Raw genomic sequence first — 12,767 nt, 5'->3', positions numbered from 1 at the left:
CAACGTTCTGCCCCACCGGATTCTGGTCGATTGCAACGCATACGACGAGTATGTGTTTGTAGCGTGGCTCAATAAATCCCTATACCGGCGAACGGTGGCATCGCGACGACTCTGCCTTCTATAGGCCAGGCCACTACGATGCCTGTGGCCAGATGGTAATCAGACGAGTCGCCCGCGACCTTCAATTTGCATCACCATTTCATTCTCATCATCTAATCAGGAGTCGAAAGTGATCAAACGAATCGTGATTGTTTCCCTGATGTTCTGCGCCGCAGTGGGGATTGCCACCAGCGCGCCGGCTCAAGAAAAGACCCGAGAGCAAGTGCGTCAGGAATTGATCGAAGCTGAAAGCAACGGTCTGAATTCTGTCACCGACGCATCATCCACCGACGTCGCCCCGATCTCTGAAGAGCAAGCCGCCGGGCTCAAGCAGCAAAACGACGACAGCGGTACGGGTGCCGAAATGACAGGCAGAAGCGACGCCGGTCACATCAAGCGCAAGACGTCTCCATCCGCCCCACCGGCCTGCGTCGGACCGGTTAGCTTCTGCGATATTTTTTTCGGCGGCTCCTGAGCCGTATGTCTCCGTGCTTCACTCGTTTCCCGGCAAACCGGTCCTCTATTGGAAGGAATCCAGATCATGAAACAACTCGCCCTGCTGACGTTGACGCTCGGTGCGCTAGTCAGTTCCTCATTGACTTTTGCCCAGTCCGCGTCCGTCCCACTTACCAGAGCACAGGTACGCGCCGATCTCATAAGACTCGAACAAGCCGGATACAATCCGGCGGCTGAAGACGATGCGAATTACCCTGCCGATATTCAGGCTGCGGAGGCGAGAGTCGCCGCCCAAAACGCTGCCCAAATCGACCAGCAACGGGCTGTCGAGTCCATGGGCGGAACGCAACAGCACGGCTCATCCGAAACAGGGAAGCCAACCGCGCAGACTCCTGCGCGCTCGATCTATTCCGGACACTGACTTCGTCAGGCCGTCGATGTGCGTACGATGCGTCGATGATGCAGCCTGCGAGGCCCACGAAGAGCAGCTCGAATCACTGCCGCAAACCTCATGAGAGGGGCTAATTGCCATAGCCATAGCCATGAAGAGTAGCCCTGCTCAGCAAAGCATAAGTGCGCTAGAACGGGCACGATGGAGCGTTAAAGCGCGCTTTACAGCAGTGGACGAACAGGGGCTCGTGAACTCGCGGCGCATTTCCGGGGGATGCAAGTCAAGGCGGGCATCGCCCAAATCATCCGCCGAAAACCCCGAAACAGAGACCTGCCCGCTGCTGGCGGCCGGGTTGCGACTGATCAAACTGACTTCGCTGAACATCATGAGCAAGACATCCGTTTCCCTCATCTTTGTTGCGTTGGCACTGCACGTGTCAACTGGCTTCGCGTCGACCGAGAGTGAATACTACGGCGAGCAAGTCCCCGGCTGGCCGCCAACCCGGACCGTTTTCCTGTCCGATACCACTCGCTATCTCAACGTTACCCGCTGGGAAGTCATAAGACTCGTGCACGATAATGCAGAGATTACCTGGAAGTTCGACGGGCTCAAGACGGAATTCAACCTCCAGGACATTGTTCCGGCTAACGTCACCTCGCATCGCATCATCGTCTATATAACCCCAAGAGATGACGATGAATAAGCACATGTCGTTTAAGCTGCGCCGGCGCCAAGCTATGTGAGTGGCAATTCCTTTCAAGGTGTAACGAAGCCAGCGGCACCCAGGCATACTGCCGTGGCCCCGAACGCAGGCGACATCGTCGCGGTCAACGAGGTTCAGACGCAGGAGCCCTCGACGGGAATCGGTGCCGTGGACGGCGCCGTCCCGGGCGGGCTGCTCGACGACCAAGCGCCCACGGGTGCGGCCGTGTGCTCGCCACGACTGCCGGCGCGATCGGCGGCGGGCTCGCGGGCAACGGCATCGAGCATGAGGTGCTGCAAGACCACGACCTATCAGGTCCAGGTGCGGATGTCACCCTACCGGTCGCGGCGCGGTCGCGCAATGGCGGAAGCATGGGAGCTGAAAATATGTCTACGCGCGGCGCGGTGCGTGGTCGCAAAACGGGTTCAGCCGGCGCCCGATCGAAGCGGTCGGTAAGCGGCACATACGGAGAGGCCTCGCCGCCTTCCCGCAAATGAAGGGTGCGAAAGCCACAATTTCATCCTCGTCGTTTGCGTCCGACACGCAATGACGTCAGGTCCGCCGGTCCGAGCTGCCCCCGCGGGCCGGCGAAGGGCGACCTTGGATATTCCGATGCGCGCCCTATACTGGAAGAGAGCCGCGCGGAAGCCGGTCCTGAACAGCAGCAAGGGGGCTCGAAATCTCCCCCATGGGACGCGGCAGCGGGGCCACGGAAACGCCTGCGACACAACGCGGGCGTTTTCTTTTGCGCAATTTAACCATGATAATCGCCAGTTATCAGGGTTGCGTTTGATGGCCCATGATCGGTGGATTCCTCGTGGCTTCTGGTCGCCGCTGCATGGGAGCACATACGCCGCGAATACAGACGCAGCGTCCACCCGGCATCCCGCAGGTTCTCACCTTTAGTCCGTCGCTCACGCGATCATGAGATCGTCTGGTTTTCTCGGGCAAACGTCCTGCCTGAACACGAGTGACCGGCGAGCGACCCCTTACATGTTTTTGCCCCGCCGGATAGTGCCCGTCTCCTGTGCGCCTGTTGACAGCCTGGCGGAACGCTTTTCCATCAGCCCGCACCGTCCGTCCTGACTACCCGACACCCTCCTCTCGAATGTGTGACCTGGGCGGCACAACAGCTGCGTTCCTGCGAAAACCGCGAACCTCGCGGGAACCTGATTTTCAGAAAAACGTGATCTGTAACCGCGCCATTAAGATAAGTTTTCCTGGCTTAATGGTTCGGTTTTCCGCCTGAACAGTCAGGTATGAAAACGCGTCACCCATTTCACATGATGATGCGGTATCAACACGTGGCCTCGCCTTCAGATGACCGGGGGCTGCTCGGCATCGGGACCAAACCTGACGAAGGCTCAGAACGGCGGTACGGTTCCGCTGTCGTGCGCTCCAGTTCCTTCACGATCATCGACTCATCTGGCAACACCGTCGGGTAACGGCTATCTGCTGTCACGTCGGACGGGCGACGAGCCCGCGTCTCCCACGGGTCCGCCAGCGGCGGCATACGACGACGTTGCACGGGCGGTCCAGGGCGCGTTTGTGGACCCCGTTGATCACGTGCACCATAGCGACCGATTGTGAGTGTTTCCCGCCGACCGTTAAGGCGGTAGTCGAACCTGAACGAGACGGCGCCGCCCGGACTGACAACAACATACAGGCCGTCCCGGTCGACGAACTTATACAGCGTGTCCTGGGGCTTAAGGTTCCGGAGCTTCGTATCGTTCAGCACGGGCGTAAGCGCTACTTTTGCCTTCCGTATACCGTCAAACTCTATACCGTCATCCAACACTGTACAACGCCCGCCCAGCAAGGATCTCAATGGAAAAACACCGTCAGGGCGCTACTGCGCATCTGACGGTATACGATTTTCCTGACGAACGGGTTTTTCGAAATACCGTCAAAAATACCGTCAAAAATTGGCGCTTGCAGGCGATAGATGACGAATCTAAAAACGAGTAAACGCCGCGCAGAGCGCGGCGTTTACTGGGTTTTCCGATAGTTGCCGAAAGCACGCGACTAACGTCGAATCATTCCCACTCAATCGTAGCCGGCGGTTTCCCGGAAATGTCGTAGACGACCCGGTTGATCCCGCGAACCTCGTTGATGATCCGGTTCGACACGTGTCCGGAAGCCTTGCCTGGCTTGGCTTCACCTGTTTTCAGTTCCTTCCTGTCCAGGCTCTGTCCAAGGGGTCAGAGCAATGAGTATTCGTCTACGTGGTGGCAAATTCCAGGTACGTCTCACCGTCAATGGCCGTACGGTCACCCAAAGCTTTGGGACCGAAGCGGAAGCGCAACGCTGGGAGACGCACCAGAGGATCCTGCTGGAGCATGGCGTCGGCGTGGCTGGAAGCAGCAGGTCGGCCTTGCCATCGGCCAGGTTCACGCTCGCCGATGCCATCGACCGGTACTGTACTGAAGTCCTTCCCGTCAAACGAGGCCATCAGTCTGAGCAATACCTGCTTCGATACTGGAAATGCTCATCCCTCGGAAATCGTCAGGTAAGCGAAATTTCTAGGCAGCATCTCGTTACCGAACGGGACAAGCTTCTTCGCTCCTCGCTGAAGCCTGCCAGTGCACGCCGGTACGTCGATTGCCTTTCGGCCGTGCTCACGGTCTGCGCCAGGGACTGGTTGATGCTTGATACGAATCCGATGAGCGAGATCCGCAAGCCGCCGAACAGCAAGGCAAGGGAACGGCGTGTCAGCCGCCAGGAGCTTGACTATGTTCTTCATGCTGCCCGCTTCGCCCCCGACCTCCAGACGATCATCCAGCTGGCAGTTGAAACCGGGATGCGCCGTTCCGAGATCCTGAGTCTGGAATGGCGGTACATTGACCTCAGCAAGCGTGTTGTCTGGCTTCCGCTGACCAAGAACGGCGATGCCCGTACTGTTCCCTTGTCACTGGGGGCGACCAAAACACTTGATGCCCTTCCCCGCCGGACGGATGGAAAGCTCTTCAAAAAAAACGGAACAAGTTTGTCGGGTGCATTTCAGCGAGCAGTGCGGCGTGCCCGTCACGCATACGAAAATGAAGCCCGAGAAAGGGGCATCCCAACAGGCGAACTCGAACGTGATCCGTTCCTGCAGAATCTTCGCTTCCACGACCTGCGGCATGAACGCATCAGTTCGCTGGTTGAGGGAGGCTTCAATCTGATCGAAGTGGCCGCAATCTCTGGACATCGGACGATGCAGTGCCTGAAGCGGTACAGCCATCTGCAAACAGGACTTCTGATCGAGAAGCTGGATCGGATTTCCCAACCATCGGACGACAAGACCTCGTTCGGTCCGCACATCTTTGAACAGGCCAATTGAACTACCACCAAGAGGTGACTAGCTCGAGCTGAAACAGCTATAGGTCTATGAATAGACGCGTATAGCACCATCTTCTGCAAGCGGCGGCAGGCCAAGTTTCTTCTGGATGTCGCCGCTCCGAACCGGCGGCCAAACGCACGCCTCCCCTATCACAACAGTCGGCGGCGCCTGGATCAAGGACACGTATGCGCCTGTAAGCTTGCGGATCCGGTCTGCAAAGGGCTGAGGAACATGGTGCTCGTCGATCCATTGTTCCACGTCTGCTGGGAACGTACCTAGGAGCGTAGCGGCCTTCGCACTTCCGCCAAGCCGCTCGATGTAGAACAAGACGTCATTGTGCATTGACTTGAACCGGGGCCGGCCAGTCACAGGACTGATCTCTACTCGATGCTCGAGCACATTTCTGAGCGTGGCGATATCCATCACCGTGTCCCCCGTAGCATCTGAACGTCCATCTCCGCCGCCTTTGCAACGGCTCGTGCCTTGTCGATATTCGGTATGCGGCCATATTTGAGCCAAGCGTGGATAGTGGCGTTGCTGACGGCAACAAGCGTTGCGGTCCTCGTCGGACCCCCGATCCGGTCTACAGCGGTACGAACATAATTTTCAGAATTGAACACTTCTCCTCCATTTAGCTATTAACGTCAAGATAATTTCTTGACATGTTCTTATCTAAATCTATTTTAGTTCGTGATCGGATCTGGGATGAATTTTTGTTCAATTCGTAGAGGTTGGCCCGCTCGCCAGTCTTGGAGGCTCGGGGAAGGTTGATCCAGCCGTGGGTTTGTGACGGTGTGACGAATGCGTGACAGGGCCAGCAGGCTGAAAATCCCCGCCGACCCTAGGTTGTGACAATGTGACGTTTGTGACGAACAAAAATATATAGGCTCGCCCCCGATCCTCGACGATTCCATGGGCTCGTCTGTCGGTTCGAGAATAGGCTGACTTAGGGAGCCCGCCTTGTCACGTCACGAGCGTCACAATGTCACAACCGTTGTGCGGTACTAGTTTTCATCGTCACGGCCGTCTTTCTGCCTCGTCACACCCGTCACGGTGAAACAAGGGTCCCACTCCCGGGGCCAGCCAGGTCATGGTAAGAATTTCTGACATCCGCTTGCGGCAAGCCTGTACAACTTCCTCGGCGGATAGTCCGGCGCTGCGTAAGCCAGGAGCACCACCTCGTTCTCCACAGCGGTCAGAGGTCGGCCCAAAAATTTGGCGTATTGAATTTCATATTCGTGCTGGCTTATGCCTTTATCTCGGATTTCGGAGACTGACTCGATGGCTTGCGCTCGTGCCATGCAGAGGTTGAACGTTCCTTCGTCTGCGTGAGCGCAAACCGTGACGCCAAACAACAGGCATAGAGAGGCCAGTTTTCGCATCACGACACCAACTTAAAGTGAATCGACATTGATGGAGGCGGAACGAGGCCTGCCGATTTGATCATCTGCTCGGCTTTCCCAACAATGTTCTGGTCGATCGCACAATCGGCCGTATCACACGAGTTAGCTGGATCGGTTGCATTAGCATCAAGTTCCGACAAGAATTTCCAGTCTGCTTCGGTAGTCGGATGCGCAAGAATGTCAGCGAGATCGGTGATATCTGCGTCGGCGATATCCGCTGTCGACTTTGACGACCTGAGCCTCGAATAGGCGGCTTTGTAAGTGTGCTCGATGCCTGAGGTGTTGCCAGATGCTGTCGGCACACTCAACTTGTTCTGTGCAGGCGCATCGGGAGTCTGCTGCCCCGATGAGATATCTGACGGGGAAAAACCGCCTAACAACACGCCGCAAGTAGCTAACTGCCCCCTGTAGGCTACCGATGCGGCGAGGTAGCGATCCCCAAGTTCGTCCGGGCCTTGATGACTAGCTGTCATGCGATCAAGCGCCCGAAGGCTATCGAGGCGCTTCGCATGTAGACCGGTGACGCATTTTCTAAGGTCAGCGTTGTGTGTCAAAGGCAAGACAAAACGCCCGATTGAACCGTATGTGGCTTCTTCGACTGCACGGGCATCGGCGAGATCTTGCACAATGACGTGGTCATCTCCTAGCCATACATAGATCCCCGGAAAATTATCGTTATGTCCGATGCGCATCTCCCGGAGAATATTCTGTTCACTGTTGCTGGCCGTCCTCTCATACTCAACATACGCTCTTAGACTTTGACCTGTCTTCCGAACGGCAACGCCTGCAAAGAGAATTAGGGCGACCATGGCGGCCGCAAGGAGAAGTTTGCGCTTCATTTGTGTTGAGTTCTCTTGAGCAAGGATTTCGTAGAACCTATTGCGCTAGGCTTACGGATTAACTCGTCACGAACCGTCACAGGACTAGTGATTTGATCTGCGTTAGCTCGTCAGTCGATAACGCCTCACTGCGAACCAGCGGAATCAACGCAGCAAGAAAATCCTCGGCGGATTCTCTCGGTCGGCGAGAATGCAGCGTAAGCAAGACCTGCTTTTTCCGCTCGGTAAACTCTTCAGCGTTCAACAGGTTGCTGCTCGATAAACGATGCAACTTTTCGATCTGCGTGACGAAGTCCTGAGCAGACACGGTCTCGGCTTCCAGCTTCGCTGCGGTCACAGCGGCGGCTTTCCTTTCCTCGGCGGAACGTACGAGTCCAGCGTTGATTGCATTCGCCGTCTGGCTGGCGTCAACCATGCCGTAAATGATAAGCGGAATTATTAGCAGCCAGGCCCCAAAGCCGAGCACCACGCCCCCGGCCACTGCAGCGAGAAACATGAATCCGCCTTTCGTTGCATCACCGTTATAGACCTGGCCCGCGCCGACGCAGAAGAGGCTCAGTACGGTCGCAAGACCTGGACTCTTGCCACCCTGAGGCACCGCATTCTCAAACTCCCAGGTCATACGGCAGCCCCGTTATCGGCGTACGCCTTGTCGTTCTTATTTAACACAGATGGCTCTTTGCGTACTTATTGATTCTGATACGCAAGAATAAACCATCTGGTTTTCAGTAACAACCACATGGTTATCACGATAAGTGGCATCTATCGGACACTGCGCCGATGCCAGAACTGGACGAAAAGAAGGCGTTTGCCGCCCGCCTGAAACAAGCCCTAAAGCGCAGCTCGAAGAAAATCGAGACTGCGTCGCAGCTCGCTACGCAATTCAATCTGCGGCATCCAGTTGAACCGATCACACCGCAGGCAGCACAGAAATGGCTGTCGGGTACCGCCCGTCCGACCGTCGATAAGATCAAGACGCTCGCCGAGTGGCTGGATGTGTCAGAGCAGTGGCTCCGGTACGGCGTGACGGATATGAAGCGCAGCCGGCCACCGAAAGACGCAAAGCCGGCTGACGAAGCGATCCGGCCGACTGCGGACGAGTTGGAACTGATCCGTCGTCTGCGACGCCTGCCGGCATATCGGCGGCAACTCGTCGAAGGCGTCATCGAACAGTTCGCCCTCGACAGCGAAATCTGGAAAGAGTAACGGTCCCCACCGGGCAACGGCTTAGACTATTGCGCCGCCGTGAGCTTGAGTCCCGGCCACAACGCCTTTGAGGTCTCTTGCTGGCCTGTGCGCTGGTCAGATACCTGCTCAATGCCTTTTTTCACAACCTCTTCGCAAAAGGCCAGGCGAGCCCGGTAGTAATCTGCGTGTATCTGTGCGTCCAGCACACGTTGCTCCGCCTGAAAAAGCTCCAGACGTAGTTCTCGCAAAGCGCCTTCGGCCTGTTTTTCCGGCGTGGGTGCATGTCGCACAGCCCAGTTTGCAATCCACCTCAGCATGATGAAGCCCTCCTGTCGTCGGGTACTCTTCCGCTGGTGTCAATCCGTGCTGTCATGCTGGGGGGCACGATACGACGGTCTCCTGTCGCCAGCAGGACAAAGGCTATCAAAAATCAGGCGAACAGTTGTGTGGCCTGCACCGCTTTGTTGCGAAGATGACGCACCTCCCATCCAACGTGCCGGCTTTACCGCTGCATGGTCGGCGGAGCCGTCTGCGTAGCTGCATTTCTCTGTCTATATATAAGAGATCGCCAGTCCCAGCAAAGCCAAGCCACACAAGGTTTTGCGAGAATCGGGAACCCTGGAATTTTCGAAAATCTCTGGGTTCCTACAGAGCTTTGTCGGTTCTCCGGGCCGCCCGCCGACCTGACACATTGCTCAATTTTCGAGCGGCCCCTTGGTACAAGAAAAATACAGGAAGTACTCCGCTTCCGCCTAACCAAGGAGTCACCATGAAAAGTGCTGCTATGAGCGTTCTGCTCGTCGTGCTGATCGAAGCCATCACCGCCGTCGTCGTGTATCTGAAGGAGCGCCTGATGGGCCACCTGCGCGGTCGTGACGATGATCCTTGGGCAAACCACCCCGAGTTCGTCTAAACCTTCCCGTAGTTCTCCGTAGCCGGTCCGGCTGCATCAATCCCATTCCCAGTTTCAGTCGCAGCTTTGCCTGGCATCGCCATGCTGGTTGCGCTCGTCTATTCAAGGAGTTCAACATGCACTTGGTCGAAAACATGGCCTATGTCGGCGAACAGCCGTGGCATGGGCTGGGGAAACAGCTCGCCCCCAACCAACCAATCGAATCGTGGGCTCGTGCAGCCGGTATGAACTGGCAGATAGAAGAAGCCGAAGTTCGCTTCGTCGCCGGGAGCGGCGGTCTCGGCTCAATCCATGCTTTTCCCGAACAGAAGGTGCTTTATCGGAGCGACAACAAGGCCCCGCTATCGGTCGTCTCCAGTCGATATCAAGTCGTGCAGCCTCGTGAAATCCTGGAGTTTTACAGGGACCTAACGGAGGTCGGCGGGTACGAGCTGGAAACAGCGGGTGTCCTCAAAGACGGGAAAAAACTCTGGGCCCTTGCCCGTACCGGGCAGTCCGCCACGCTGAAAGGCCGTGACGAAGTGAACGGCTATCTACTTCTCGCCACTGCCTGTGATGGAACGCTGGCAACCACAGCCCAATTCACGTCCGTCAGAGTCGTGTGTAACAACACTTTGGCGATAGCCCTCGGCGAAAGCACTGGTGCAGTGAAAGTCCCACACCGTAGCCAGTTCGACGCCCAGGCCGTCAAGCGCCAACTCGGTATCGCCATCTCGTCGTGGGACGCATTCATGGTTCGCATGAAAGCTCTGTCCGAACGGAAGGTGAAGCCCGAAACGGCAGAAGTGTACTTCAAGAGAGTCCTGACGTATCCGACAACCACAGCTTCCAGCGGCTCCACTGCGGCGACCAACGACCGTGCAATCAAAGCCGTACATGAACTGTTCGCCGGCCGTGGCAAAGGTGCAGACCTCGCATCAGCATCAGGGACGGCATGGGGGCTCGTCAATGCTGTGACCGAGTATGTTGACCACGAACGTCGAGCCCGCAGCGAAGACCACCGTCGGGACGCAGCATGGTTTGGTGCCGGTGCAGCGCTCAAGCAGAAGGCATGGGATGAAGCGTTACGACTCGTCGCCTGAATCCTAATCTCCAATGCAGTACCAGCAGCCCGGCTGAACTTCGGTTCGTCGGGCTCTTTTCATTGAAGGAGCGAATCATGAGCATTGCGACACAAGATGCAAAGCCAGCAAAGCAGAAGCCTGCGCTTCGACTGATCAACACGTTGAATCTCGATCGTGAGGACTGGCTCGCTGTTCGCAAAACGGGCATTGGAGGATCGGACGCAGCGGCTGCTGTCGGCCTCAACCCGTACAAGAGCCAATTGGAATTGTGGCTCGAAAAAACGGGGCGTGACGAACACCTTGAAAAGCCGGACCCGAATGACACCGCACATCCAGTTTTTTGGGGAACGTTGCTGGAGCCAATAGTCGCTGCAGCCTATAGCCAACAAACCGGCAACCGTGTTCGGAAGGTCAACGCGGTTCTCCGACATCCGAACGTGCCATTCATGCTAGCGAACCTCGATCGTGAAGTCGTCGGCGCTTCTGACGTGCAAATTCTCGAGTGCAAAACAGCAGGCGATTTTGGTTCACGGTTGTGGCGTGACGGTGTGCCGGAATACGTTCAGCTTCAGGTGCAGCATCAGCTTGCGGTGACCGGAAAGCAGGCGGCTCACGTTGCTGTTCTCGTGTGCGGTCAGAAACTCGACGTGCATCGCATCGAACGTGACGACGAGCTGATCGGCCGTCTGATCGAACTCGAAGCCCGGTTCTGGCAATACGTCGAAAGCGACACGCCTCCGCCTGCTGACGGTTCTGACTCGGCTGATCGAGCGTTGCGTTGTCTGTTTCCGAGAGACGCCGGAAGCACGGTCGACTACTCCAACGACCGCAGTCTGTCTGCCACCTTCGCCGACCTTGTTACGGTCCGTGCGGAAATCGAAACCCGGGAACAGCTCGAATCGAAGCTCAAGCAAAGCCTACAGCAAGCCATGGCCGATGCTTCCCGAGCGGTGTTCGAGACTGGCGTAGTGACATACAAGCGAAGCAAGGACAGTGCTGGCATCGACCTGAAACGGCTCCTTTCCGAGCACCCCGAAATGCAACAGCAGTACGCCATCACGAAGCCTGGCTCCCGCCGGTTCCTCGTTTCCGTCTAATCGAAGGAGAAAATCATGCTAAAAGGATTGGCGATCACGCCACCAGTGATCGGACGTATCTCGATCGGTCGTGTCGTGGAGAGGGACGGAAAGCGCCTGCCCCAGAAGGACGATCAATTCACGATCTCGACACAGGTTCAGTGTCGGGGCGAGTGGGTGCTTCATCCGTTCGACGAAGCGCTTCGACAGGCAAACGGCAGTGGCAAACTTCAGTTCGAGTGCTCTTCAACGACCCCGATTTGAACCTGCGAGCGGACTATTCGCTCTTCGACCGGCAAAATGGAAGGCCCGTTTGCGTCGGCAATGGCGAAAGCTGCAAGCGTGTCACGGACGACGGCGTCGTCTCATTACCGTGTCCGTCGCCGGATGGTTGTCTGTACAGTAACGGTAGCTGCAAGCCCTACGGTCGGCTGAATGTCGTGATCGGCGACGAGGACGAGCTAGGTTCATTCATCTTCCGCACGACTTCGTTCAATTCGATCCGGACACTCGCTGCTCGGCTTCACTACTTCAGCGCTGTTTCCGGTGGACTGTTGGCGACGATGCCGCTGGAATTGAAGCTGAGAGGGAAGTCTACGACGCAAAGCTATCGCTCCGCCATCTACTACGTCGATCTCGTCGTACAGTCGGGGCTGACGCTGGAGGACGCCATTGCCCGGGCGCGGGAATTGGACAGCCAGCGCAAGGCTTCCGGCTTCGATCAGGCTGCGCTCGATGAAGCGGCATGGCAAGGCTTCGGCAATGGCGCTTTCGAGGAGGCGGGCGAAGACACGCAAGCGGTAGTCGAGGAATTCTACCCGGAGGCCGAGGGTGCGGGTGAGACTGGGGCCGGAGCTGCCAGCGGTGTTACCGGCAACAGACTGAGGGACAAGCTCGAACGCAAGGCGGCGACCCTGGCTGGAGGCGCGTCATGATCTTCATTCAGGCGATTCTGCTGCTTGTCGTTGCACCATTTCTGCTGATCGTCGTTGGTTTGGTATGGTTGTGGCTGGGACACAAGTTGCTGAGCTGTATTCTAGGGCGCTGATTCGCTCCTTAGCTCTCACCGACGTGAGGGCTTTTTTAGCTGGGATCGATTGCGATTAAAGTTTGTGAGAATGGACCGCTAAAACGAGGCAGTCGTAACTCCGGCTCTGCGATTCATGTCCTGTCTCGGCTAGTGGATCGACAATCACACAACTCCCGTTATTCGTTTAGGCCACATCTACCCCGTGTCTCTTCGGGGTTTACTGATGGGTGAGTACTGGAGAATTTTTTGCCAAAATTAGAATCCATAGATTCAAAAAAATTCC

General features: G+C 56.8%; 13 protein-coding genes and 3 pseudogenes. 10 read left to right on the top strand and 6 right to left on the bottom strand.

The window, feature by feature from the left end:
• Positions 1–229 precede the first annotated feature (229 nt).
• From P3T23_RS21725 to P3T23_RS21715, 3 genes are all read left to right on the top strand, one after another.
• Positions 230–574, top strand: coding sequence for a DUF4148 domain-containing protein (locus P3T23_RS21725; protein WP_429318178.1), 345 nt, complete (start codon positions 230–232; stop codon positions 572–574).
• 66 nt (positions 575–640) lie between these two features.
• Positions 641–976: a DUF4148 domain-containing protein gene (locus tag P3T23_RS21720; RefSeq protein WP_429318177.1), complete on the top strand. Its 336-nt coding sequence runs from the start codon at positions 641–643 to the stop codon at positions 974–976.
• A gap of 121 nt (positions 977–1,097) precedes the next feature.
• Positions 1,098–1,649, top strand: coding sequence for a CzcE family metal-binding protein (locus P3T23_RS21715; RefSeq protein ID WP_429318176.1), 552 nt, complete (start codon positions 1,098–1,100; stop codon positions 1,647–1,649).
• Between the two features lie 1,570 nt (positions 1,650–3,219).
• Here the strand turns inward: P3T23_RS21715 and P3T23_RS21710 are convergent.
• A pseudogene (locus P3T23_RS21710) lies at positions 3,220–3,387 on the bottom strand (Arm DNA-binding domain-containing protein); the annotation flags it as partial.
• 89 nt (positions 3,388–3,476) lie between these two features.
• Between P3T23_RS21710 and P3T23_RS21705 the strand changes: the two are divergent.
• The gene (locus P3T23_RS21705) at positions 3,477–3,617 is read left to right on the top strand and encodes a hypothetical protein (RefSeq protein WP_429318175.1); all 141 of its coding nucleotides are present in this window, start codon (positions 3,477–3,479) and stop codon (positions 3,615–3,617) included.
• A 68-nt stretch (positions 3,618–3,685) separates the two neighbouring features.
• Here the strand turns inward: P3T23_RS21705 and P3T23_RS21700 are convergent.
• Positions 3,686–3,784 (bottom strand): annotated as a pseudogene (locus tag P3T23_RS21700) (hypothetical protein); the annotation flags it as partial.
• 74 nt (positions 3,785–3,858) lie between these two features.
• On the opposite strand from P3T23_RS21700, the gene P3T23_RS21695 reads away from it, so the two are divergent.
• Positions 3,859–4,971 (top strand): tyrosine-type recombinase/integrase, encoded by a 1,113-nt coding sequence (locus P3T23_RS21695; protein ID WP_429318174.1) that lies wholly within the window; start codon positions 3,859–3,861, stop codon positions 4,969–4,971.
• 45 nt (positions 4,972–5,016) lie between these two features.
• On the opposite strand, the gene P3T23_RS21690 is transcribed toward P3T23_RS21695, so the two are convergent.
• The 3 genes from P3T23_RS21690 to P3T23_RS21680 all read right to left on the bottom strand — a co-directional run bounded on the left by P3T23_RS21690 (position 5,017) and on the right by P3T23_RS21680 (position 7,835).
• Positions 5,017–5,394: a hypothetical protein gene (locus P3T23_RS21690; protein ID WP_429318173.1), complete on the bottom strand. Its 378-nt coding sequence runs from the start codon at positions 5,392–5,394 to the stop codon at positions 5,017–5,019.
• 958 nt (positions 5,395–6,352) lie between these two features.
• Positions 6,353–7,213 carry a hypothetical protein gene (locus P3T23_RS21685; protein WP_429318172.1) on the bottom strand — a complete coding sequence of 287 codons (861 nt, stop codon included), beginning with the start codon at positions 7,211–7,213 and terminating at the stop codon, positions 6,353–6,355.
• Positions 7,214–7,289: 76 nt separating this feature from the next.
• Positions 7,290–7,835, bottom strand: coding sequence for a hypothetical protein (locus tag P3T23_RS21680; protein WP_429318171.1), 546 nt, complete (start codon positions 7,833–7,835; stop codon positions 7,290–7,292).
• Between the two features lie 158 nt (positions 7,836–7,993).
• On the opposite strand from P3T23_RS21680, the gene P3T23_RS21675 reads away from it, so the two are divergent.
• Positions 7,994–8,419: a transcriptional regulator gene (locus P3T23_RS21675; protein WP_429318170.1), complete on the top strand. Its 426-nt coding sequence runs from the start codon at positions 7,994–7,996 to the stop codon at positions 8,417–8,419.
• A gap of 26 nt (positions 8,420–8,445) precedes the next feature.
• On the opposite strand, the gene P3T23_RS21670 is transcribed toward P3T23_RS21675, so the two are convergent.
• Positions 8,446–8,718, bottom strand: a complete 273-nt coding sequence (locus P3T23_RS21670) for a hypothetical protein (protein ID WP_429318169.1) — start codon at positions 8,716–8,718, stop codon at positions 8,446–8,448.
• A gap of 452 nt (positions 8,719–9,170) precedes the next feature.
• Between P3T23_RS21670 and P3T23_RS21665 the strand changes: the two genes are divergently transcribed.
• The 4 genes and pseudogenes from P3T23_RS21665 (at position 9,171) to P3T23_RS21650 (ending at position 12,389) form a co-directional block, all read left to right on the top strand.
• Positions 9,171–9,314 (top strand): hypothetical protein, encoded by a 144-nt coding sequence (locus P3T23_RS21665; RefSeq protein WP_429318168.1) that lies wholly within the window; start codon positions 9,171–9,173, stop codon positions 9,312–9,314.
• A 116-nt stretch (positions 9,315–9,430) separates the two neighbouring features.
• A complete protein-coding gene (locus P3T23_RS21660) occupies positions 9,431–10,396 on the top strand; it encodes a DUF932 domain-containing protein (protein WP_429318167.1) in 966 nt (321 codons plus the stop codon).
• Positions 10,397–10,473: 77 nt separating this feature from the next.
• Positions 10,474–11,475: a YqaJ viral recombinase family protein gene (locus tag P3T23_RS21655; RefSeq protein ID WP_429318166.1), complete on the top strand. Its 1,002-nt coding sequence runs from the start codon at positions 10,474–10,476 to the stop codon at positions 11,473–11,475.
• Positions 11,476–11,490: 15 nt separating this feature from the next.
• Positions 11,491–12,389: pseudogene (locus P3T23_RS21650) on the top strand (hydrolase or metal-binding protein).
• The last annotated feature ends 378 nt before the right edge of the window (positions 12,390–12,767 follow it).

The organism is Paraburkholderia sp. GAS448 (assembly GCF_050435685.1).
In the GTDB taxonomy this organism is placed as follows: Bacteria; Pseudomonadota; Gammaproteobacteria; order Burkholderiales; family Burkholderiaceae; genus Paraburkholderia.
The sequence above is the reverse complement of the archived record's forward strand: the minus strand, read 5'-3'. Positions and strand labels throughout refer to the sequence as shown.

Excerpts from the sequence above, each read along its gene's own strand:
- P3T23_RS21720 (WP_429318177.1), top strand. The coding sequence starts at position 641 with ATGAAACAACTCGCCCTGCTGACGTTGACGCTCGGTGCGCTAGTCAGT.
- P3T23_RS21715 (WP_429318176.1), top strand. The coding sequence starts at position 1,098 with ATGAAGAGTAGCCCTGCTCAGCAAAGCATAAGTGCGCTAGAACGGGCA.
- P3T23_RS21705 (WP_429318175.1), top strand. The coding sequence starts at position 3,477 with ATGGAAAAACACCGTCAGGGCGCTACTGCGCATCTGACGGTATACGAT.
- P3T23_RS21695 (WP_429318174.1), top strand. The coding sequence starts at position 3,859 with ATGAGTATTCGTCTACGTGGTGGCAAATTCCAGGTACGTCTCACCGTC.
- P3T23_RS21690 (WP_429318173.1), bottom strand. The coding sequence starts at position 5,394 with ATGGATATCGCCACGCTCAGAAATGTGCTCGAGCATCGAGTAGAGATC.
- P3T23_RS21685 (WP_429318172.1), bottom strand. The coding sequence starts at position 7,213 with ATGAAGCGCAAACTTCTCCTTGCGGCCGCCATGGTCGCCCTAATTCTC.
- P3T23_RS21680 (WP_429318171.1), bottom strand. The coding sequence starts at position 7,835 with ATGACCTGGGAGTTTGAGAATGCGGTGCCTCAGGGTGGCAAGAGTCCA.
- P3T23_RS21675 (WP_429318170.1), top strand. The coding sequence starts at position 7,994 with ATGCCAGAACTGGACGAAAAGAAGGCGTTTGCCGCCCGCCTGAAACAA.
- P3T23_RS21670 (WP_429318169.1), bottom strand. The coding sequence starts at position 8,718 with ATGCTGAGGTGGATTGCAAACTGGGCTGTGCGACATGCACCCACGCCG.
- P3T23_RS21665 (WP_429318168.1), top strand. The coding sequence starts at position 9,171 with ATGAAAAGTGCTGCTATGAGCGTTCTGCTCGTCGTGCTGATCGAAGCC.
- P3T23_RS21660 (WP_429318167.1), top strand. The coding sequence starts at position 9,431 with ATGCACTTGGTCGAAAACATGGCCTATGTCGGCGAACAGCCGTGGCAT.
- P3T23_RS21655 (WP_429318166.1), top strand. The coding sequence starts at position 10,474 with ATGAGCATTGCGACACAAGATGCAAAGCCAGCAAAGCAGAAGCCTGCG.